Origin of the sequence: Escherichia sp. WS547 (assembly GCF_046486065.1) — a bacterium.
Classification (GTDB): domain Bacteria; phylum Pseudomonadota; class Gammaproteobacteria; order Enterobacterales; family Enterobacteriaceae; genus Escherichia; species Escherichia coli.
Window position 1 is genome coordinate 43,461 of the sequence record NZ_JBJQMA010000017.1, and the last position, 21,090, is coordinate 64,550.

19 protein-coding genes are annotated in these 21,090 nt (G+C 52.9%); 10 read left to right on the forward strand and 9 right to left on the reverse strand.

All coding sequences use genetic code 11. The features are described 5' to 3' along the window. Nucleotides 1-38 precede the first annotated feature (38 nt). The 5 genes from hofQ to hofM are packed head-to-tail and all read right to left on the reverse strand — an operon-like array spanning nucleotide 39 to nucleotide 3,325. Nucleotides 39-1,277: a DNA uptake porin HofQ gene (hofQ, locus tag ACJHWK_RS15720; protein WP_170886102.1), complete on the reverse strand. Its 1,239-nt coding sequence runs from the start codon at nucleotides 1,275-1,277 to the stop codon at nucleotides 39-41. Beyond that, nucleotides 1,189-1,593 (reverse strand): DNA utilization protein HofP, encoded by a 405-nt coding sequence (gene hofP, locus ACJHWK_RS15725; RefSeq protein ID WP_001521465.1) that lies wholly within the window; start codon nucleotides 1,591-1,593, stop codon nucleotides 1,189-1,191. The genes hofQ and hofP overlap by 89 nt, the downstream gene beginning before the upstream one ends. Further along, nucleotides 1,583-2,023 carry a DNA utilization protein HofO gene (gene hofO / locus ACJHWK_RS15730; RefSeq protein WP_000367366.1) on the reverse strand — a complete coding sequence of 147 codons (441 nt, stop codon included), beginning with the start codon at nucleotides 2,021-2,023 and terminating at the stop codon, nucleotides 1,583-1,585. Before hofO ends, hofP begins: the two co-directional genes overlap by 11 nt. Continuing rightward, nucleotides 2,007-2,546, reverse strand: coding sequence for a DNA utilization protein HofN (gene hofN / locus ACJHWK_RS15735; RefSeq protein ID WP_001069323.1), 540 nt, complete (start codon nucleotides 2,544-2,546; stop codon nucleotides 2,007-2,009). Before hofN ends, hofO begins: the two co-directional genes overlap by 17 nt. Then, nucleotides 2,546-3,325, reverse strand: a complete 780-nt coding sequence (hofM, locus tag ACJHWK_RS15740; RefSeq protein WP_001445781.1) for a DNA utilization protein HofM — start codon at nucleotides 3,323-3,325, stop codon at nucleotides 2,546-2,548. Before hofM ends, hofN begins: the two co-directional genes overlap by 1 nt. 119 nt (nucleotides 3,326-3,444) lie before the next feature. Here hofM and mrcA point away from each other — a divergent pair, with 119 nt between their 5' ends. Further along, nucleotides 3,445-5,997 carry a peptidoglycan glycosyltransferase/peptidoglycan DD-transpeptidase MrcA gene (gene mrcA / locus ACJHWK_RS15745; protein ID WP_170886101.1) on the forward strand — a complete coding sequence of 851 codons (2,553 nt, stop codon included), beginning with the start codon at nucleotides 3,445-3,447 and terminating at the stop codon, nucleotides 5,995-5,997. Between the two features lie 167 nt (nucleotides 5,998-6,164). Here mrcA and nudE read toward each other — a convergent pair whose 3' ends face one another. Then, complete coding sequence (gene nudE, locus ACJHWK_RS15750; protein ID WP_000045738.1) at nucleotides 6,165-6,725, reverse strand: ADP compounds hydrolase NudE; 561 nt, start codon at nucleotides 6,723-6,725, stop codon at nucleotides 6,165-6,167. A 319-nt stretch (nucleotides 6,726-7,044) separates the two neighbouring features. Between nudE and igaA the strand changes: the two genes are divergently transcribed. From igaA to hslO, 4 genes are all read left to right on the forward strand, one after another. Then, nucleotides 7,045-9,180 carry an intracellular growth attenuator protein IgaA gene (gene igaA, locus ACJHWK_RS15755; RefSeq protein WP_000104510.1) on the forward strand — a complete coding sequence of 712 codons (2,136 nt, stop codon included), beginning with the start codon at nucleotides 7,045-7,047 and terminating at the stop codon, nucleotides 9,178-9,180. A 64-nt stretch (nucleotides 9,181-9,244) separates the two neighbouring features. Continuing rightward, the gene (yrfG, locus tag ACJHWK_RS15760) at nucleotides 9,245-9,913 is read left to right on the forward strand and encodes a GMP/IMP nucleotidase (RefSeq protein ID WP_001309802.1); all 669 of its coding nucleotides are present in this window, start codon (nucleotides 9,245-9,247) and stop codon (nucleotides 9,911-9,913) included. Between the two features lie 10 nt (nucleotides 9,914-9,923). After that, the gene (gene hslR, locus ACJHWK_RS15765) at nucleotides 9,924-10,325 is read left to right on the forward strand and encodes a ribosome-associated heat shock protein Hsp15 (protein ID WP_000660483.1); all 402 of its coding nucleotides are present in this window, start codon (nucleotides 9,924-9,926) and stop codon (nucleotides 10,323-10,325) included. Nucleotides 10,326-10,349: 24 nt separating this feature from the next. Further along, nucleotides 10,350-11,228 (forward strand): Hsp33 family molecular chaperone HslO, encoded by an 879-nt coding sequence (gene hslO, locus ACJHWK_RS15770; RefSeq protein ID WP_001389818.1) that lies wholly within the window; start codon nucleotides 10,350-10,352, stop codon nucleotides 11,226-11,228. A 62-nt stretch (nucleotides 11,229-11,290) separates the two neighbouring features. Here hslO and ACJHWK_RS15775 read toward each other — a convergent pair whose 3' ends face one another. After that, nucleotides 11,291-13,015 (reverse strand): DUF4153 domain-containing protein, encoded by a 1,725-nt coding sequence (locus ACJHWK_RS15775; protein WP_001521468.1) that lies wholly within the window; start codon nucleotides 13,013-13,015, stop codon nucleotides 11,291-11,293. A gap of 378 nt (nucleotides 13,016-13,393) precedes the next feature. On the opposite strand from ACJHWK_RS15775, the gene pckA reads away from it, so the two are divergent. From pckA to nadS, 3 genes are all read left to right on the forward strand, one after another. After that, on the forward strand, nucleotides 13,394-15,016 hold the full coding sequence (gene pckA, locus ACJHWK_RS15780) for a phosphoenolpyruvate carboxykinase (ATP) (RefSeq protein ID WP_001521469.1): 1,623 nt from the start codon (nucleotides 13,394-13,396) through the stop codon (nucleotides 15,014-15,016). A 116-nt stretch (nucleotides 15,017-15,132) separates the two neighbouring features. Beyond that, nucleotides 15,133-15,450, forward strand: coding sequence for a type II toxin-antitoxin system RelE/ParE family toxin (locus ACJHWK_RS15785; RefSeq protein ID WP_000493756.1), 318 nt, complete (start codon nucleotides 15,133-15,135; stop codon nucleotides 15,448-15,450). A gap of 58 nt (nucleotides 15,451-15,508) precedes the next feature. After that, entirely contained in the window at nucleotides 15,509-15,805 is a 297-nt protein-coding gene (nadS, locus tag ACJHWK_RS15790; protein WP_000650973.1) for a NadS family protein, read from the forward strand. Nucleotides 15,806-15,836: 31 nt separating this feature from the next. Here the strand turns inward: nadS and envZ are convergent, their stop codons facing one another. Continuing rightward, nucleotides 15,837-17,189: a two-component system sensor histidine kinase EnvZ gene (gene envZ, locus ACJHWK_RS15795; RefSeq protein WP_001253707.1), complete on the reverse strand. Its 1,353-nt coding sequence runs from the start codon at nucleotides 17,187-17,189 to the stop codon at nucleotides 15,837-15,839. Further along, on the reverse strand, nucleotides 17,186-17,905 hold the full coding sequence (gene ompR / locus ACJHWK_RS15800; RefSeq protein WP_001157751.1) for a two-component system response regulator OmpR: 720 nt from the start codon (nucleotides 17,903-17,905) through the stop codon (nucleotides 17,186-17,188). The genes envZ and ompR overlap by 4 nt, the downstream gene beginning before the upstream one ends. A 227-nt stretch (nucleotides 17,906-18,132) precedes the next feature. Between ompR and greB the strand changes: the two genes are divergently transcribed. Next, a complete protein-coding gene (gene greB, locus ACJHWK_RS15805; RefSeq protein WP_000856744.1) occupies nucleotides 18,133-18,609 on the forward strand; it encodes a transcription elongation factor GreB in 477 nt (158 codons plus the stop codon). 96 nt (nucleotides 18,610-18,705) lie between these two features. Further along, a complete protein-coding gene (locus ACJHWK_RS15810; protein ID WP_170886100.1) occupies nucleotides 18,706-21,027 on the forward strand; it encodes a Tex family protein in 2,322 nt (773 codons plus the stop codon). The last annotated feature ends 63 nt before the right edge of the window (nucleotides 21,028-21,090 follow it).

The window sequence follows — 21,090 nt, forward strand, 5'->3', positions numbered from 1 at the left end:
CACGTTCAGCGTAAAAACATTACCGCTTTTACGGCTGTTTACTCACTGGAAACCAGTCGTGGCGTGATAAACACCACTAACTCGCGTCGTTCATCTTCTTTTCCGTCATGACGAAATAATTGCCCGAACCAGGGAATGTCGCCAAGCAACGGTACGCTATCCTGACCCGATTTATTTTTACGGGTAAAAATGCCGCCCAGCGCCAACGTTTCTCCGCTTTTGACCTCGACCTGCGTTTCGATCTCCTGCTTATCAATCGCCAACACTTCGCCATCGGCCTGCTGTAGCACCTGCCCCGGAACGTTCTGGCTGATGTGTAATTTCAGCCGGATGCGACCTTTTTGTAACACCGTGGGCGTAACTTCCATCCCCAGGACGGCCTCTTTAAATTCCACCGACGTCGCGCCACTTTCCCCGCTGGAAACCTGATATGGAATTTCGCTCCCCTGTTTAATGCTGGCAGGCTGAAGATGTGAGGCAAGCAGACGCGGACTGGCGATAATATCCAGCTGCTGTTTTTGTTCGAGCGCGGAAAGCTCAAGATCCAGTAAACGTCCGTTGATGCGTCCAATGTTAAAACCGACATGCGTTGTCGCCGTCGCTACGGAGAGGTCGCTGCCAAGCGTGGTGACTTGCCCAACGCCACCAGCTTGTTGCGCATCGGCCAGCGACCATTTCACGCCTAACTCACGCAAACTTTTTTCATTAATGGTGACAATATGCGCCGACAGCTCAACCTGCCCGACCGGCAGATCCATTTGCGCTACCCACTGTTCAAGGGCGCTTAACGCCGTTTTGTTATCTCGCAGCAAAAGGCGATTGGTGCGTTTATCGACGGTCATACTCCCTTTGGCACTCAGTAGCTTCTCCCCAGCTTTCGCCAGCTCTCCGGCGTCGGCGTATTGCAGAGTAATATTGCGATTTTCCAGCGGCAGATTTGCCTGCGCCCGCGCCTGCTCCGCTTCCTGACGGGCGATATTGTCATTCTGCCAGGCAATGGAATGCACTGAGAGAATGTTGCCCTCCTGACGCGTTATCAGTCCGGCGCTTTTCACTACAGTTTGTAGTGCTTGCTTCCAGGGAACATCTGTTAGATGTAACGACACCGTACCGCTGACGTCTGGCGACACCACCAGGTTCAACTTCTCCTGTTCAGCCAGCGCCTGCAACACCTGAGCTACCGGAACGTCATCCACCATCAGCGTCACTTTTTGCGGCTTTGCCGCCTGTACGCCGGGTATCAGCATCAACAGTAGTGCGGCTATCCATTGCTTCATTTGTATCTCCTTGCCGTTGCCACAACCAGTGTGGCGGTTCGCAGTTTGTCCCGGTTCCCAGCGTTAGTGCGTCTGGCGTTAGCTGTAAGATCGTCCAGCCGTTTTCCAGCACATCGTTTTGCTGCACCCGTCGCCATTTTTTTTGCCCGTCTTTTATTACACCGATGATGCGCTCGCCTCGCCCTACCATCCCCTGATAGCGCCACTGGCTAAGTTCGCTAATCCGGCATAGATCTTCCGGCGGTTTAAAAGGGTCACGCATACCGGTTAAAAGGCACAATGCAATACCTGCCAACAACCAGCGTTTACCCCTCATGCGGCGTCTCCAGTTGTAGCGTGAACAAAAGGTCATCACCTTCCACGCTTAACGAAAAACGGCTCACGCTGACGTTGCGCTCTGCCAGCCGTGTAAATGCCAACGGCACTGCTTCCCACAGCGTTTTCAACGCCAACTCACCTCCCTGCGCGGATGGACGCCAGGAAACCAGTTGCGCGCCGGATAACTGAAAATCCAGTGGCGAAAAGGGCAGCGTTTTTTCTTCGCTGAAGGGAGTGGTGTCTACCAGGCGATACAGTGCGGCCCACTGCTGGTGATGACTCGCCCGTAGTCGAATTAATGCGTCGCTCTCTTCCTGGTGTGTCGATGACAGAAAAATGAGCGTAACTAACATCAGCAACCAGAATGCCCAGCAAAGCTGGCGGAGGCGGGGTGATGTGGCGAACCACCAGTCAAAGAGCATGTCCATCGCTAACCTTCCTTGTTAACTGATACTCAAATTGCCAGCGTCCCTGCGCATCCTGCTGCGTGGCCCCCCGCTGATTGAGATGAAAAGATGCATCCTGGCGGAGTGACGTTTCCAGCGCGTTTAACGCGGTAATGCTTGTTGTCAGCCCCTTGATCTCCAGCGTTCCCTGCTGCCAGCTTATCGTTGTCAGCCAGGCATGTTCGGGTAAAAGCGCCGCCAGTGCTTCCAGCGCAGATTGCCAGTCACGGGTAAATTGTCGCTGGAGCTGCCTTTGCAAACGCTGTTCGCGTAACTGCTGGCGTTCCAGCAAACGTGGTTTCGTTATCTGTAAGCTGCGGGCGAGTTGTTGTTCCGCCTGAAGCAAAACGGTGTCTACGCGTGCTTCGGCGTTGCTTGTCAGACGCAGTATTAGCGTTATCCCGACAGCCAGCAGCAGAGGCGCAACGAACATCAGCAACCAGAAACGAAGAAAAGCGGTCCGGCGTTGCTGTCGCCAGGGCAAAAAATTAATTGGCGGGTTCATCAGTACACCTTCCCAAGCGCCAGCCCCAGCGCGATGGCAAAGTCTCCACCTGGCGGCGGTAGCGGCGGCTGACGAACAGAAACCGCCTCCCAGGGGTCAAATCCGCCTTCGCCACATATCGCGACGCTTTCGGGATCAACGGATAACGCTGCCGCCAGCTCCTTCGCGCTAGTTATCCCCACCGCCAGTTTGCGCCCCCAGCTATAGCGCGTCGCCCACAGCCACTGTTCGTTATCACGCCAGGCCAGACATTGCTGATGAGAAGGTAAAAAAGGCAGGAATCGCTGTAATGCACTGGCATCCGGGGTGATCGCGCTAACATGAACACGCAACCTTTCTGCCAGAGTAAGCAGCGTTGCCAACTCTTTGCTTTGCGCGGCAGTCACGTTATAGGCGGGACTGAGTGAGTCTTCGCTGTAATCGAAGCGCAGGGAGTCCGGATCCATATCCAGCTCGCGGGCCATCGTCCCGGACAGCCAGGCCGTTTGCTCCCGCTCACCAAGGGACATCGACGGGCGTGGAAATGACCGCTGTAATGTGCGACTGGCGGGAAACGCCAACATAATGTGATGACGCTGCGGCAGTTCGCGACTCCACGGTAACAACGTGTTAGCCAGCCGCTGCGCATCAACAATCCGCCCATCTTTGATTATGTCGTTCTCCAGCGGCAACCGCCACCAGCGTTGCAAAAAACATTCTTTTGTGCCCCGCACGATAGCAACCGCTACCGCTTCTTGCTGTTGTAAATGCAAACCAATTTGCCAGATCTTAAATGCCATTGTGATGATCTCCTTATCACCCGTCACTCTGACGGGTATATCAATGCGTCTGGCTTGCCTTTATACTACCGCGCGTTTGTTTATAAACTGCCCAAATGAAACTAAATGGGAAATTTCCAGTGAAGTTCGTAAAGTATTTTTTGATCCTTGCAGTCTGTTGCATTCTGCTGGGAGCAGGCTCGATTTATGGCCTATACCGCTACATCGAGCCACAACTGCCGGATGTGGCGACATTAAAAGATGTTCGCCTGCAAATTCCGATGCAGATTTACAGCGCCGATGGCGAGCTGATCGCTCAATACGGTGAGAAACGTCGTATTCCGGTTACGTTGGATCAAATCCCGCCGGAGATGGTGAAAGCCTTTATCGCGACGGAAGACAGCCGCTTCTACGAGCATCACGGCGTTGACCCGGTGGGGATCTTCCGTGCGGCAAGTGTGGCGCTGTTCTCCGGCCACGCGTCACAAGGGGCGAGTACCATTACCCAGCAGCTGGCGAGAAACTTCTTCCTCAGTCCAGAACGCACGCTGATGCGTAAGATTAAGGAAGTCTTCCTCGCGATTCGCATTGAACAATTGCTGACGAAAGACGAGATCCTCGAGCTTTATCTGAACAAGATTTACCTCGGTTACCGCGCCTATGGTGTCGGTGCTGCGGCACAAGTCTATTTCGGTAAAACGGTCGACCAACTGACGCTGAACGAAATGGCGGTGATAGCCGGGCTGCCGAAAGCGCCTTCCACCTTTAATCCGCTCTACTCAATGGATCGTGCCGTCGCGCGGCGTAACGTCGTACTGTCGCGGATGCTGGATGAAGGGTATATCACCCAGCAACAGTTCGATCAGACACGCACTGAGGCGATTAACGCTAACTATCACGCGCCGGAGATTGCTTTCTCTGCGCCGTACCTGAGCGAAATGGTGCGCCAGGAGATGTATAACCGTTATGGCGAAAGTGCCTATGAAGACGGTTATCGCATTTACACCACCATCACCCGCAAAGTGCAGCAGGCCGCACAGCAGGCGGTACGTAATAACGTGCTGGACTACGACATGCGCCACGGCTATCGCGGCCCGGCAAATGTGCTGTGGAAAGTGGGCGAGTCGGCGTGGGATAACAACAAGATTACCGATACGTTGAAGGCGCTGCCGACCTATGGTCCTCTGCTACCTGCCGCAGTCACCAGCGCCAATCCTCAGGAAGCGACGGCGATGCTGGCGGACGGGTCGACCGTCGCATTGAGTATGGAAGGCGTTCGCTGGGCGCGTCCTTACCGTTCGGATACTCAGCAGGGACCGACGCCGCGTAAAGTGACCGATGTTCTGCAAACGGGTCAGCAAATCTGGGTTCGTCAGGTTGGCGATGCTTGGTGGCTGGCACAAGTGCCGGAAGTGAACTCGGCGCTGGTGTCGATCAATCCGCAAAACGGTGCCGTTATGGCGCTGGTCGGTGGCTTTGATTTCAATCAGAGCAAGTTTAACCGCGCCACCCAGGCACTGCGTCAGGTGGGTTCCAACATCAAACCGTTCCTCTACACCGCGGCGATGGATAAAGGTCTGACGCTGGCAAGTATGTTGAACGATGTGCCAATTTCTCGCTGGGACGCAGGTGCCGGTTCTGACTGGCAGCCGAAAAACTCGCCGCTACAATATGCTGGTCCAATTCGCTTACGTCAGGGACTGGGCCAGTCGAAAAACGTGGTGATGGTACGCGCAATGCGGGCGATGGGCGTCGACTACGCTGCAGAATATCTGCAACGCTTCGGCTTCCCGGCGCAAAACATTGTCCACACCGAATCGCTGGCGCTGGGTTCAGCGTCATTCACCCCAATGCAGGTGGCGCGCGGCTACGCGGTCATGGCGAACGGCGGCTTCCTGGTGGACCCGTGGTTTATCAGCAAAATTGAAAACGATCAGGGCGGCGTGATTTTCGAAGCGAAACCGAAAGTAGCCTGCCCGGAATGCGATATTCCGGTAATTTACGGTGATACGCAGAAATCGAACGTGCTGGAAAATAACGATGTTGAAGATGTCGCTATCTCCCGCGAGCAGCAGAATGTTTCTGTGCCAATGCCGCAGCTGGAGCAGGCAAATCAGGCGTTAGTGGCGAAGACTGGCGCGCAGGAGTACGCACCGCACGTCATCAACACTCCGCTGGCATTCCTGATTAAGAGTGCTTTGAACACCAATATCTTTGGTGAGCCAGGCTGGCAGGGTACCGGCTGGCGTGCAGGTCGTGATTTGCAGCGTCGCGATATCGGCGGGAAAACCGGTACCACTAACAGTTCGAAAGATGCGTGGTTTTCGGGTTACGGTCCGGGCGTTGTGACCTCGGTCTGGATTGGCTTTGATGATCACCGTCGTAATCTCGGTCATACAACGGCTTCCGGAGCGATTAAAGATCAGATCTCAGGTTACGAAGGCGGTGCCAAGAGTGCCCAGCCTGCATGGGACGCTTATATGAAAGCCGTTCTTGAAGGTGTGCCGGAGCAGCCGCTGACGCCGCCGCCGGGTATTGTGACGGTGAATATCGATCGCAGCACCGGGCAGTTAGCTAATGGTGGCAACAGCCGCGAAGAGTATTTCATCGAAGGTACGCAGCCGACACAACAGGCGGTGCACGAGGTGGGAACGACCATTATCGATAATGGCGAGGCACAGGAATTGTTCTGATTAAAAAGGCGCTTCAGCGCCTTTTTAAGTTTGCTGACAAAGTGCACTTTGTTTATACCGGATACGGCGTGAACACTTTACCCGTCTAGCAACATCTAGAAAAATCAATATATTGCAGGAGCCGCACAGGCCTGATAAGCATTATGCATCAGGCAAACTTCACGCATTTACAACCGCCCCTGCCCTTTCAACCATTCGCGCACGAGGAACAGCGCGCTGACATTACGCGCTTCGTTGAAGTCAGGGTCTTCCAGCAAATCCATCATATGCGCCAGCGGCCAGCGCACCTGTGGTAGCGGCTCTGGCTCATCGCCTTCCAGCGATTCCGGGTAGAGATCTTGCGCTACCACGATATTCATTTTGCTGGAAAAGTAAGACGGTGCCATGCTGAGCTTCTTCAAAAAAGTCAGATCGTTCGCACCAAATCCCACCTCTTCTTTTAGCTCGCGGTTCGCGGCTTCGAAGACGCTTTCACCCGGATCAATTAATCCTTTCGAAAAACCTAATTCGTAGGATTCAGTTCCCACTGCGTATTCGCGGATCAGGATCAGGTGATCGTCCACAATCGGCACAATCATCACTGCTTCCCGGTTGGTTGGACGCATTCGTTCATAAACACGCCGCACGCCATTGCTGAACTCCAGATCCACGCTTTCGACGGTAAACAGTCGGGAACGGGCTACAGTTTCAACATTCAGAATGGTGGGTTTTTGTAATGATTTGCTCATCGTGGGATCTATGCTGTGAAATCAGCGGTTATTGTGCGATATCGGACACGCTTTCGGCAATGTGAATTGCATGTTATTTACATTTATGTAACTTAATAAATAATCGTCCTCAAATCAAATTAAAAGTCAATAGGTTGAAATAACTCCAGGAATTTGCTGATATTCCGCCTTCAGAGGGTTTGCTATGATCAGCGGTTACTGTGATGTGCTTAATGATGCTCAAGTTAAACTCCACGCTTGCCGATAGCCAACCGCAGAATCATGTATTGTGTCCGGTGCGACTGACCACGCCTGACAGACTAAGTAAGATGGGGAAAGCATGAGCACCATTGTGATTTTTTTAGCTGCTTTGCTGGCCTGCTCACTACTTGCGGGATGGCTGATAAAAGTGCGATCCAGACGGCGTCAGCTGCCCTGGACCAACGCCTTCGCGGATGCGCAAACGCGTAAACTCACACCTGAAGAACATAGCGCCGTTGAAAATTATCTTGAGAGCCTGACGCAGGTATTACAGGTGCCTGGCCCAACGGGAGCCAGCGCGGCACCGATCTCTCTGGCGCTGAATGCCGAAAGCAACAACGTCATGATGCTGACACACGCTATCACGCGTTACGGCATCTCTACCGACGATCCGAATAAATGGCGTTACTACCTCGATTCGGTAGAAGTCCACCTGCCCCCTTTCTGGGAGCAGTACATCAACGATGAGAATACCGTTGAACTGATTCATACCAATTCGCTGCCGCTGGTTATTTCACTCAACGGTCATACGCTGCAGGAGTACATGCAGGAAACTCGCGGCTATGCCTTGCAACCTGTTCCGTCAACACAGGCGTCGATTCGCGGGGAAGAGAGTGAGCAAATCGAGCTACTCAATATTCGCAAAGAAACGCACGAAGAGTATGCGCTAAGTCGTCCGCGCGGGCTGCGTGAAGCGTTGCTGATTGTCGCCTCATTCCTGATGTTCTTTTTCTGCCTGATTACCCCGGATGTATTTGTTCCGTGGCTGGCAGGCGGCGCGTTACTGCTGCTGGGCGCAGGTCTGTGGGGGCTATTCGCGCCCCCGGCAAAATCCTCCCTGCGGGAAATTCATTGTCTGCGCGGTACACCCCGTCGTTGGGGATTGTTTGGCGAAAACGATCAGGAACAGATCAACAATATTTCACTCGGTATTATCGACCTGGTCTACCCCGCACACTGGCAGCCATACATTGCTCAGGATCTCGGTCAACAAACCGATATCGATATCTATCTCGACCGCCACGTAGTGCGTCAGGGGCGATATCTTTCGCTCCATGATGAAGTAAAAAACTTTCCGTTACAGCACTGGCTGCGCAGTACGATTATCGCTGCGGGCTCGCTACTGGTGCTGTTTATGCTGTTATTCTGGATCCCGCTGGATATGCCGCTGAAATTCACCCTCTCGTGGATGAAAGGCGCGCAGACCATTGAAGCCACCAGCGTGAAACAACTGGCTGACGCTGGCGTGCGGGTTGGCGATACATTGCGTATTAGCGGTACGGGAATGTGTAATATTCGCACTTCCGGTACCTGGAGCGCGAAAACCAACTCACCTTTTTTACCGTTTGACTGCTCGCAGATCATCTGGAATGACGCCCGCTCATTGCCATTACCAGAATCTGAATTGGTCAACAAAGCGACGGCATTGACCGAAGCAGTTAATCGCCAGCTGCACCCTAAACCGGAAGATGAATCTCGCGTCAGCGCCTCATTACGTTCAGCAATTCAAAAATCCGGCATGGTATTGCTTGATGATTTTGGCGACATAGTACTGAAGACAGCGGATCTGTGTTCTGCCAAAGATGACTGTGTGCGACTGAAAAATGCGCTGGTCAATCTCGGTAACAGTAAAGACTGGGACGCGCTGGTAAAACGCGCCAACGCCGGGAAACTCGATGGCGTGAATGTGTTATTACGCCCGGTGAGTGCGGAATCGCTGGATAACCTGGTGGCCACCTCTACCGCGCCGTTTATCACGCATGAAACGGCGCGAGCGGCACAATCACTAAACAGTCCGGCCCCCGGCGGGTTCCTGATTGTCAGCGACGAAGGCAGCGATTTTGTTGATCAGCCCTGGCCTTCGGCATCACTTTACGACTATCCGCCGCAAGAACAGTGGAACGCTTTCCAGAAACTGGCACAAATGCTGATGCATACGCCGTTTAACGCCGAAGGTATCGTCACAAAAATCTTCACTGACGCCAATGGTACGCAGCATATTGGCCTTCATCCGATCCCGGATCGTTCCGGCCTGTGGCGCTATCTCAGCACCACGCTGCTGCTACTGACGATGCTGGGTAGCGCCATTTATAATGGCGTACAGGCCTGGCGTCGTTACCAGCGTCATCGTACTCGCATGATGAAGATTCAGGCCTATTATGAAAGCTGCCTGAACCCACAACTGATCACCCCTTCAGAAAGCCTTATCGAATAACACGTTTGCGCGGCAGGTTATGCTACCCTGTCGCGCAAATTGCTTCACTCTGGAGATTTCCCTCATGCATATCAACATTGCCTGGCAGGACGTAGATACCGTTCTGCTGGATATGGACGGCACGTTGCTCGACCTCGCCTTCGATAACTATTTCTGGCAAAAGCTGGTGCCTGAAACATGGGGCGCGAAAAACGGGGTTACGCCACAGGAAGCGAGGGAATATATGCGCCAGCAATATCACGACGTACAGCATACGCTAAACTGGTACTGTCTTGATTACTGGAGTGAGCAACTGGGTCTGGATATCTGTGCGATGACCACCGAGATGGGACCGCGCGCCGTACTGCGTGAAGATACCATTCCGTTTCTTGAGGCACTGAAAGCCAGCGGTAAGCAGCGAATTTTGCTCACCAATGCTCATCCGCACAACCTGGCGGTAAAACTTGAGCATACCGGTCTGGACGCACACCTTGATTTATTACTTTCCACCCACACATTTGGTTATCCGAAAGAGGATCAGCGGTTATGGCATGCGGTGGCCGAAGCTACGGGACTGAAAGCTGAAAGAACGCTGTTTATTGATGACAGCGAAGCGATTCTCGATGCTGCCGCGCAATTTGGTATTCGTTACTGCCTCGGCGTGACTAATCCTGACTCAGGGATTGCCGAGAAACAGTATCAACGCCATCCGTCACTGAATGACTACCGCCGCCTGATCCCCTCGCTAATGTGAAGGAGATGCCATGAAAGAAAAACCTGCTGTTGAGGTTCGACTGGATAAATGGCTATGGGCTGCCCGTTTTTATAAAACCCGCGCGCTGGCCCGTGAAATGATTGAAGGCGGTAAGGTGCATTACAACGGGCAGCGCAGCAAGCCGAGCAAAATCGTCGAGCTGAATGCCACGCTCACTCTGCGCCAGGGAAATGACGAACGCACGGTGATTGTAAAGGCGATTACTGAACAGCGTCGCCCCGCCAGCGAGGCAGCCTTGCTGTATGAAGAGACTGCGGAAAGTGTAGAGAAACGCGAAAAAATGGCGCTGGCACGTAAACTTAATGCCTTAACCATGCCGCACCCGGACCGACGCCCGGACAAAAAAGAGCGCCGCGACCTGTTACGATTTAAACACGGCGACAGTGAATAACTGTCACCTGCAAGAGAGATGATTATGCCGCAACATGACCAATTACATCGCTATCTGTTTGAAAACTTTGCCGTGCGCGGCGAACTGGTAACCGTTTCGGAAACCCTGCAACAGATCCTTGAGAATCACGATTATCCGCAGCCCGTTAAAAACGTGCTGGCAGAACTGCTGGTTGCGACCAGCCTGTTAACCGCTACGCTGAAATTTGATGGTGATATCACCGTACAGCTGCAAGGCGACGGCCCGATGAATCTGGCAGTCATCAACGGAAACAACAAACAGCAGATGCGTGGCGTCGCGCGCGTACAGGGCGAAATTCCAGAAAATGCCGACCTGAAAACGCTGGTCGGCAATGGTTACGTGGTGATCACCATCACCCCGAGCGAAGGTGAACGCTATCAGGGCGTGGTGGGTCTGGAAGGTGATACCCTGGCGGCCTGCCTGGAAGATTACTTTATGCGTTCTGAACAGCTGCCGACGCGCCTTTTTATTCGCACCGGCGACGTAGACGGCAAACCGGCTGCAGGCGGTATGTTGTTGCAGGTAATGCCTGCGCAAAATGCCCAGCAGGACGACTTTGACCACCTGGCGACGCTAACCGAAACCATCAAAACCGAAGAACTGCTGACCTTACCGGCAAACGAAGTGTTGTGGCGTTTGTATCACGAAGAAGAGGTGACGGTTTACGATCCGCAGGATGTGGAGTTCAAATGCACCTGCTCGCGTGAACGTTGCGCCGACGCGCTAAAAACGCTGCCGGATGAAGAAGTCGATAGCATCCTGGCGGAAGATGGCGAAATTGACATGCATTGTGATTACTGCGGTAACCACTATCTGTTCAATGCGATGGATATTGCTGAAATCCGCAACAACGCGTCTCCGGCAGATCCGCAAGTTCATTAATGAGTATGTCCGGCAGAGAGGGCTCTGCCGGATTTTACGACTAATACACCTGATGCGCTTTGTCACTCATTCAGATTCACATCCAGCCTTTCACCATCCACTACAAGATCGCGCCACGCTTTAGGCTTCGTTCCCAGTTTTCCATCCTTCGCAGCTGTGAGTAATTTTTCTTTCGTTATATCACGCGGAAGTAAACTCATCGTAAGCTCTTGCCATTCTTTCTTGTCAGGATCAAAGCCATAGACAATGTATCTTTCATCATCAAAGGCAAAGAGGATCCGCTCTGCCCTGCCATCACTATTCAGATCTTGCTCGACCAGTACGCAGGCGTCTTTTCCAATACAGGTCATCACGTTATAGCGATCCTGGATTAAGGCCGACCAGAATGTCGCATCCGGTTTACCAGAACCAGGGGCAATTAACACATTTTCGGCTAATACTTTTTCCGATATCTGTTGCTGAAGATGTTGCTCTCCATCTAACGCCATCAACAGATCCCGCGCGCGTTTCGGGTCTTTCATAAACCCGGCATCGCTTTTCAGCGACTCAAGCGCCGCACGTCCATAGCGACCGCTCTGTTCGAGCATATAGAGACTTACCTGGTCTGGCGTGTTTTTGCCGCTCTGATAACGCGCCATATGACTGTTCACGCTAATGCGCATACTGTCCAGCACCGGAGAATTAAGAAGCACCAGTATTACCAACACCAATAACGAAACCGCAAGGTTCACTTTGCCCTGAAGAACAAGGGGGTTTTGCCCTTTACGCCAGACGATACTGACAAAATACCCCAGCGACCATACCAGTAACACCAGCACCGCCAGCGCACCCTGCAAGCGGTCGACAGTCCAGCCGTACTGAGCGACCCGCAGCCATAACGCCCAGGCGGCGACGAACACATACAGCGGAGCAACCAGCAGAGCGGTTTTAATCAGGCAACGCAACGGCCCCGTCCAGGGAAGTGACGATTTTTGCGGATCGCGGACAATAGCCATTAAGATCAATTGCAAAAAGGCCAGCGTCAACAGCAGCCCGGCGGCGGAGATGTGGCGAGAAATCGCGCTCAGGCCCGTAAACGGCAGGGTGATGATAAACATCAGGGTTAGCAATGATACTAACGGCAGCAACCCCGTGGCGATTAACGTTAACAACTTTTGAATAGAGTCGATTAAACGTGACTGTGTTCGCGCGAGGATCACCGCCAGCGCGGTAACCAGACCTAACGTGAGATAAATAAACCAGTCGGTTGCAAAAAAGAGCGTTTTGAAAAACGTGATGCCAACAAGTTTAAACAACTCGCCCCACAGTAAAAGCACCAGCCACGTCAGGCCATTGGCGAGAAAAATCACCAGTAATATAAGTACGTTATGCCATACTGACTGGTAAAAATAGCGATAGCGGTTACTGTCATTGCGGATGCGAAGGCTTTGTTGTATCCACGGTAGCAACAACATTGCCATCAGCAGCAGATAGCAGCCAAAATCCCAAAGCGCCTTTTCTGCTCTCCAGGGGTTCATGCCATCAGTTTGCCACTTCAGCCAGCCGCTCATTCCCAGCGTGGCAATAAACACCAGCGCCAGCCATCCCCAAAGGCGCTTCTGTTTAAAGGAGATCACGGAGAAGAGTAAAACGGATGAAAACGCGACGGTCGCAGGCACGCCATAAACAATCCAACTGAGATTTTTTCCGGCAAGCCAGGCGATCAGTAGGTAGCAAACCAGACCCTGAAGTAATCCGGTAGCAATCATCCCCCAGCGTGTTGCGGGTGAAAGTTCAACGTTATCCATGTTAGTTATCCAGAATCAAAACGTGGGTTAATTATCGCATCCGGGCCGTAGTATTTTGCTTTTTTCAGAAAATAATCAAAAAAAGTTAGCGTGGTGAATCGATACTTTACCGATTGAATTTGCATCAATTTCATTCAGGAATGCGATTCCACTCACAATATTCCCGCCATATAAACCAAGATTTAACCTTTTAAGAACATTTTCCACACCTAAAATGCTATTTCTGCGATAATAGCAACCGTTTCGTGACAGGAATCACGGAGTTTTTTGTCAAATATGAATTTCTCCAGATACGTAAATCTATGAGCCTTGTCGCGGTTAACACCCCCAAAAAGACTTTACTATTCAGGCAATACATATTGGCTAAGGAGCAGTGAAATGCGCGTTAACAATGGTTTGACCCCGCAAGAACTCGAGGCTTATGGTATCAGTGACGTACATGATATCGTTTACAACCCAAGCTACGACCTGCTGTATCAGGAAGAGCTCGATCCGAGCCTGACAGGTTATGAGCGCGGGGTGTTAACTAATCTGGGTGCCGTTGCCGTCGATACCGGGATCTTCACCGGTCGTTCACCAAAAGATAAGTATATCGTCCGTGACGATACCACTCGCGATACTTTCTGGTGGGCAGACAAAGGCAAAGGTAAGAACGACAACAAACCTCTCTCTCCGGAAACCTGGCAGCATCTGAAAGGCCTGGTGACCAAACAGCTTTCCGGCAAACGTCTGTTCGTTGTCGACGCCTTCTGTGGTGCGAACCCGGATACTCGTCTTTCCGTCCGTTTCATCACCGAAGTGGCCTGGCAGGCGCATTTTGTCAAAAACATGTTTATTCGCCCGAGCGATGAAGAGCTGGCAGGTTTCAAACCAGACTTTATCGTTATGAACGGCGCGAAGTGCACTAACCCGCAGTGGAAAGAACAGGGTCTGAACTCCGAAAACTTCGTGGCGTTTAACCTGACCGAGCGCATGCAGCTGATTGGCGGCACCTGGTACGGCGGCGAAATGAAGAAAGGGATGTTCTCAATGATGAACTACCTGCTGCCGCTGAAAGGTATCGCTTCTATGCACTGCTCCGCCAACGTTGGCGAGAAAGGCGATGTTGCGGTGTTCTTCGGCCTTTCCGGCACCGGTAAAACCACCCTTTCCACCGACCCGAAACGTCGCCTGATTGGCGATGACGAACACGGCTGGGACGATGACGGTGTGTTTAACTTTGAAGGCGGCTGCTACGCAAAAACTATCAAGCTGTCGAAAGAAGCGGAACCTGAAATCTACAACGCTATCCGTCGTGATGCGCTGCTGGAAAACGTCACCGTGCGTGAAGATGGCACTATCGACTTTGATGATGGTTCAAAAACCGAGAACACCCGCGTTTCTTATCCGATCTATCACATCGAAAACATCGTTAAGCCGGTGTCCAAAGCGGGCCACGCAACTAAAGTTATCTTCCTGACCGCAGACGCCTTTGGTGTGCTGCCGCCGGTTTCTCGTCTGACTGCCGATCAAACCCAGTACCACTTCCTCTCTGGCTTCACCGCCAAACTGGCTGGTACAGAGCGCGGCATCACCGAACCGACGCCAACCTTCTCCGCCTGCTTCGGCGCGGCATTCCTGTCGCTGCACCCGACGCAGTACGCAGAAGTGCTGGTGAAACGTATGCAGGCGGCAGGCGCGCAGGCGTATCTGGTTAACACCGGCTGGAACGGCACTGGCAAACGTATCTCCATTAAAGATACCCGCGCTATTATCGACGCCATCCTCAACGGTTCGCTGGATAACGCAGAAACCTTCACTCTGCCGATGTTTAACCTGGCGATCCCAACCGAACTGCCGGGCGTAGACACCAGGATCCTCGATCCGCGTAACACCTACGCCTCTCCGGAACAGTGGCAGGAAAAAGCTGAAACGCTGGCGAAACTGTTTATCGACAACTTCGATAAATACACCGACACCCCTGCGGGTGCCGCGCTGGTAGCGGCTGGTCCGAAGCTGTAATCAGCTGAAATCTCATTGACCCCTTATCCAAACGGATAAGGGGTTTTTTTATATCTAATTAGCTACCAATATGTACACGGTACACTTATAATTATCAATAAACCGCAGGATGCATTATGTTCACGTTTATTGAACTACAAGGATTTAGCAAACGCCGCCAGTTATTGTTACCTGATGATGAGTTCCGGGCTTTTCAGGAACTACTCATTCAAGATCCCACTGCCGGTGACATTATCGCAGGCACAGGCAGTTTTAGAAAAATTCGCTGGAACCGTTCTGGAATGGGGAAACGGGGTGGCATTCGGATAATTTATTACAACGTAACACGCAATGGCCGAATTTATCTGGCGTTGATTTATCCTAAAAATGAACAGGATGATTTAACAGAAGAACAAAGAAAGGCATTGAAACTATTGTCCGAGAAGCTGCTTTAATGTTGAAGCTCCACAAATTCCACCATGGCCGAAATGCCAACGGAGGCATTGAAAACAGATGAAAGACGAATTATTTGCTGATCTTCTTGCCAGCGCAGAAGAAATGGTACGCATCGAAAAGGGTGAAGAAGCGCCTGAACCAGAGCACGTCCATACTTTTAGCGAAATCGATGTAAAAGCGATCCGTGAAGCAACGGGTTTACGTCAGCAAGATTTTGCTGTCGCCGTAGGGGTAAGTTATGACCTGGTCAAAAGCTGGGAAACCAAACGCCGTCAACCTACCGGAGCACCCCGAAAATTGCTCCTGCTTTTGCAAGCGAATCCTTTCATTATCAATCAATTGAAAACAATCTAAAAACAGGAGGCACCTTCGCCTCCCGTTTTATTTACCCTTCTTTTGTCGCACCCTGCGCCCGCGTTACCGGCACAGGCAGCCAGGCGCGAATGGAAAGCCCGCCCCGTTCGCTGGTGCCAAGCTCCAGCATCCCGTTATGGTTATCCACGATACGCTGCACAATCGCCAGCCCTAATCCCGTGCCGCTAATGGTGCGCGCACTGTCGCCGCGAACAAACGGCTGGAACAGGTGCTTACGTTGTTCCGGCGCAATTCCCGGACCGTCATCTTCCACCTGGAACCAGGCGCGATTCGGCTCCGTTCCGCTGCTGACTTTGATCCAGCCATTGCCGTAACGGGCGGCGTTGACCACCATATTCGCCACCGCACGTTTGATCGACAGCGGGTGCATTTTCACCTCAATGCTGCCGGGGTAAAGCGCGGTTTCAATTTCCCGCTCATAGCCACTTTCGGCGGCAATCACCTCACCGAGCACTGCGTTGAGATCCGCCATTTCCATCGGCATCTCCTGCCCGGTGCGCAGGTAGTCGATAAACTGCTCAATGATGGCGTTGCACTCTTCGATATCTTTATTGATCGATTCTGCCAGGTAGCCATCCTGCTCGCTCATCATCTCGGTAGCCAGGCGAATGCGCGTCAGCGGCGTACGCAGATCATGACTTACCCCCGCCATCAGCAGCGTGCGATCATCCGCCAGTTGCTTAACACCAGCCGCCATATGGTTAAAGGCGCGGGTAACGGAACGCACCTCGGACGCGCCATATTCACGCAGCGGCGGCGGAATAATCCCTTTACCCACCTGCAAGGCTGCGTGTTCGAGATCGACCAACGGTCGGTTCTGGATACGGATAAACAGCCACGCCCCGCCTATCGCCAATAGCATAATCGCCAGCGTATAGCGGAACAGCGGGGAGAAATCGCCCTGATGAATTTCGGTCAGCGGCACGCGCACCCAGATATTGGGCGACAGCCAGGTTTTCAGCCAGACGACAGGAGAACTTTTGTTGACCTCAACGCGCACTTCCGTCGGGCCGCCCAGTTGCTGCGCCATCTGATGGCTTAAGAATTCATAGTGTTGTGCCCAACGCAGACCGGCCTCTTCGGCAGCTTCGTTGGAATAGAGAGAGATCCCCAGCTCACGGTAGATCTCCCGACGGAAAGCGGGAGGCACAACCAACTGCGTGCCGTCCTCCAGTTGTAGTTTGTCGGTCATCAACATACGCACTTCGTATGCGAGGACTTTATTAAACTGCTGGAGGCTCGGCAAAATCGCGAAGTTCAGTACCACCAGATAAGTCGTCACCAGGCTGACGAACAGCAAGGTGACGATGAGCAATAACGTACGGGCAAATGAACTTCGTGGCGAGAAGCGCAATCGCCTCATGCTTTAGAACCGTCCGGTACAAAGACGTAGCCCAGACCCCAGACGGTCTGAATGTAACGCGGATGCGCCGGATCTTCTTCCACCATGCGGCGCAGACGCGAAATCTGCACGTCGATGGAACGTTCCATTGCGGAGTATTCACGGCCACGGGCAAGGTTCATCAGCTTATCGCGGGAGAGCGGCTCACGCGGATGGCTGACCAATGCCTTCAGTACCGCAAACTCACCGCTGGTGAGCGGCATCGGCTCATCTTCGCGGAACATTTCACGCGTACCGAGGTTAAGTTTGAACTTACCGAAAGCAATTACCGCCTCTTCCTGTGACGGCGCGCCCGGCAGTTCGTTGGCCTGACGACGCAGCACCGCACGAATGCGGGCCAGCAGTTCACGCGGGTTAAACGGTTTTGGAATGTAGTCGTCAGCGCCAATCTCCAGGCCAACGATACGGTCCACTTCTTCCCCTTTCGCCGTCACCATAATGATCGGCATCGGGTTGCTCTGGCTACGAAGACGTCGGCAAATCGACAAGCCATCTTCACCAGGTAACATCAAATCCAGTACCATAAGATGGAAAGATTCACGAGTCAGCAGGCGATCCATCTGTTCTGCATTAGCGACGCTTCGAACCTGGAAGCCTTGTTCGGTGAGATAACGTTCCAGCAGCGCGCGCAGGCGCATATCGTCATCGACCACCAGAATCTTGTAGTTCTCTTGCATTGTTTGTACTCCCAAAGGTTCGCAACAATTTGTAAGCGTGTATTCTTAAAAAAGCTCACGTTCGTCACCAGCTAAATCTGGTATGAATTTCAGCCTAAATTGTTACAAAGCATATTAAACAGCAGCTTAAGTATACAATTTATTCGGCGAAACATTATTGATTCTGTTGATATGATCACGTTATACCCAATGTGCGCATTATCAAACAGACAAAGGGAATCAACGAGATGAAAACGCCCCTGGTTACCCGGGAAGGGTATGAAAAACTCAAACAAGAGCTTAATTATCTCTGGCGTGAAGAACGCCCGGAGGTCACAAAAAAGGTGACCTGGGCCGCAAGTCTGGGCGACCGCAGCGAAAATGCTGACTATCAGTATAATAAAAAGCGCCTGCGTGAAATCGACCGTCGCGTGCGCTATCTCACTAAATGCATGGAAAATCTCAAAATCGTCGATTACTCCCCGCAGCAGGAAGGCAAAGTCTTTTTTGGCGCGTGGGTGGAGATTGAAAACGACGATGGCGTGACTCACCGTTTCCGTATTGTCGGCTACGATGAAATTTTTGGCCGTAAAGATTACATCTCTATCGATTCCCCGATGGCTCGCGCATTGCTGAAAAAAGAGGTGGGCGACCTGGCGGTGGTCAATACCCCTGCCGGGGAAGCGAGCTGGTATGTTAATGCTATCGAGTACGTGAAACCGTAAGGAAGAGTCTTAACCTCCTGCCGATGGCTGGCATTTTTGCCAGCCAGTCCGTATAACTATCCCCTGATTTTTGATCCGAAAAGATGAACTCAAACCATGATGAATGATTCGTTCTGCCGCATTATTGCGGGTGAAATTCAGGCGCGCCCGGAACAGGTTGACGCTGCCGTTCGCCTGCTTGACGAAGGGAATACCGTGCCGTTTATCGCACGTTATCGTAAGGAAATCACCGGCGGTCTGGATGACACGCGGCTGCGTAATCTGGAAACGCGTCTGAGCTATCTGCGCGAGCTGGAAGAGAGACGTCAGGCGATCCTCAAGTCCATTTCCGAGCAAGGCAAACTCACTGACGAGCTGGCGAATGCCATCAACGCCACACTAAGCAAAACCGAACTCGAAGACCTCTACCTGCCCTACAAACCTAAACGCCGCACCCGCGGGCAAATCGCCATTGAAGCAGGGCTTGAGCCGTTGGCCGATCTGCTGTGGAGCGATCCGTCACACACGCCAGAAGTCGCCGCTGCACAATATGTTGATGCCGATAAAGGCGTGGCAGATACCAAAGCCGCGCTGGACGGCGCGCGCTATATCCTGATGGAACGGTTTGCCGAAGATGCCGCGCTGCTGGCGAAAGTGCGTGATTATCTGTGGAAGAACGCGCATTTGGTTTCTACGGTGGTGAGCGGTAAAGAAGAGGAAGGGGCGAAATTCCGCGACTATTTCGATCATCACGAACCGCTGTCCACGGTGCCTTCTCACCGCGCGTTGGCGATGTTCCGTGGGCGTAACGAAGGCGTACTTCAGCTTTCGCTGAATGCCGATCCACAGTTCGATGAGCCGCCGAAAGAGAGCTATTGCGAGCAAATCATCATGGATCACCTTGGCCTGCGCCTGAACAATGCCCCGGCGGATAGCTGGCGCAAAGGCGTGGTGAGCTGGACGTGGCGCATCAAGGTGCTGATGCATCTGGAAACCGAACTGATGGGCACCGTGCGCGAACGCGCGGAAGATGAAGCAATCAACGTCTTTGCCCGTAACCTGCACGATCTGCTGATGGCGGCCCCAGCCGGACTGCGTGCAACGATGGGCCTCGATCCGGGCCTGCGTACCGGGGTAAAAGTAGCGGTGGTCGATGCCACTGGCAAACTGGTGGCGACCGATACCATTTACCCGCACACCGGACAAGCCGCAAAAGCAGCGATGACCGTTGCCGCCCTGTGTGAAAAGCATAATGTTGAACTGGTGGCGATCGGCAACGGTACAGCTTCCCGCGAAACTGAGCGTTTCTATCTCGACGTGCAGAAGCAGTTCCCGAAAGTGACCGCGCAGAAAGTGATCGTCAGCGAAGCTGGCGCGTCGGTTTACTCGGCTTCCGAGCTGGCAGCGCAGGAGTTCCCGGATCTCGACGTTTCGCTGCGTGGCGCGGTGTCTATCGCCCGTCGTTTGCAGGATCCGCTAGCGGAGCTGGTGAAAATCGATCCGAAATCTATCGGCGTAGGTCAGTATCAGCATGACGTCAGCCAGACGCAGTTGGCCCGCAAACTGGATGCAGTAGTAGAAGACTGCGTAAACGCCGTTGGCGTCGATCTCAACACTGCTTCTGTTCCGCTGTTAACTCGCGTGGCGGGCCTGACGCGCATGATGGCGCAAAACATCGTTGCCTGGCGCGATGAGAACGGGCAGTTCCAGAACCGTCAGCAACTGTTAAAAGTGAGCCGTCTGGGGCCGAAAGCCTTCGAACAGTGTGCGGGCTTCTTGCGCATTAACCATGGTGATAACCCGCTGGACGCCTCTACCGTTCACCCGGAAGCCTATCCGGTGGTGGAACGCATTCTGGCGGCGACGCAGCAGGCACTGAAAGATCTGATGGGTAACAGCAGCGAGCTGCGTAACCTGAAAGCGTCTGACTTTACTGATGAGAAATTCGGTGTGCCGACAGTAACTGACATCATCAAAGAGCTGGAAAAACCAGGTCGCGATCCGCGTCCGGAATTTAAAACCGCTCAGTTTGCCGATGGCGTCGAGACAATGAACGACCTGCAACCGGGGATGATCCTCGAAGGTGCGGTGACCAACGTCACCAATTTTGGTGCTTTTGTTGATATTGGCGTACATCAGGACGGCCTGGTTCACATCTCTTCATTGTCGAACAAGTTTGTGGAAGATCCGCATACCGTGGTGAAAGCGGGCGATATTGTGAAGGTGAAAGTGCTGGAAGTGGATCTTCAGCGTAAACGTATCGCCCTGACTATGCGTCTGGACGAGCAGCCTGGCGAAACCAACGCTCGTCGCGGCGGCGGGAATGAACGTCCGCAAAACAACCGCCCGGCAGCCAAACCGCGTGGGCGTGAAGCGCAGCCTGCCGGTAACAGCGCGATGATGGATGCGCTGGCGGCGGCAATGGGCAAAAAACGTTAAACGCCCTGATAGACAAACGTAAACCTGCCAGATAAGGCGTTCACGCCGCATCTGGCAACGAAC

Bases quoted from the DNA above. Each gene is read 5' to 3' on its own strand.
- hofP (WP_001521465.1), bottom strand. From the start codon at position 1,593: ATGAGGGGTAAACGCTGGTTGTTGGCAGGTATTGCATTGTGCCTTTTA.
- ACJHWK_RS15785 (WP_000493756.1), top strand. From the start codon at position 15,133: ATGTTCACGTTTATTGAACTACAAGGATTTAGCAAACGCCGCCAGTTA.
- hslR (WP_000660483.1), top strand. From the start codon at position 9,924: ATGAAAGAAAAACCTGCTGTTGAGGTTCGACTGGATAAATGGCTATGG.
- greB (WP_000856744.1), top strand. From the start codon at position 18,133: ATGAAAACGCCCCTGGTTACCCGGGAAGGGTATGAAAAACTCAAACAA.
- pckA (WP_001521469.1), top strand. From the start codon at position 13,394: ATGCGCGTTAACAATGGTTTGACCCCGCAAGAACTCGAGGCTTATGGT.
- nadS (WP_000650973.1), top strand. From the start codon at position 15,509: ATGAAAGACGAATTATTTGCTGATCTTCTTGCCAGCGCAGAAGAAATG.
- igaA (WP_000104510.1), top strand. From the start codon at position 7,045: ATGAGCACCATTGTGATTTTTTTAGCTGCTTTGCTGGCCTGCTCACTA.
- ompR (WP_001157751.1), bottom strand. From the start codon at position 17,905: ATGCAAGAGAACTACAAGATTCTGGTGGTCGATGACGATATGCGCCTG.
- ACJHWK_RS15775 (WP_001521468.1), bottom strand. From the start codon at position 13,015: ATGGATAACGTTGAACTTTCACCCGCAACACGCTGGGGGATGATTGCT.
- hofN (WP_001069323.1), bottom strand. From the start codon at position 2,546: ATGAACCCGCCAATTAATTTTTTGCCCTGGCGACAGCAACGCCGGACC.
- hofM (WP_001445781.1), bottom strand. From the start codon at position 3,325: ATGGCATTTAAGATCTGGCAAATTGGTTTGCATTTACAACAGCAAGAA.
- hslO (WP_001389818.1), top strand. From the start codon at position 10,350: ATGCCGCAACATGACCAATTACATCGCTATCTGTTTGAAAACTTTGCC.
- hofO (WP_000367366.1), bottom strand. From the start codon at position 2,023: ATGGACATGCTCTTTGACTGGTGGTTCGCCACATCACCCCGCCTCCGC.
- nudE (WP_000045738.1), bottom strand. From the start codon at position 6,725: ATGAGCAAATCATTACAAAAACCCACCATTCTGAATGTTGAAACTGTA.
- ACJHWK_RS15810 (WP_170886100.1), top strand. From the start codon at position 18,706: ATGATGAATGATTCGTTCTGCCGCATTATTGCGGGTGAAATTCAGGCG.
- hofQ (WP_170886102.1), bottom strand. From the start codon at position 1,277: ATGAAGCAATGGATAGCCGCACTACTGTTGATGCTGATACCCGGCGTA.
- yrfG (WP_001309802.1), top strand. From the start codon at position 9,245: ATGCATATCAACATTGCCTGGCAGGACGTAGATACCGTTCTGCTGGAT.
- envZ (WP_001253707.1), bottom strand. From the start codon at position 17,189: ATGAGGCGATTGCGCTTCTCGCCACGAAGTTCATTTGCCCGTACGTTA.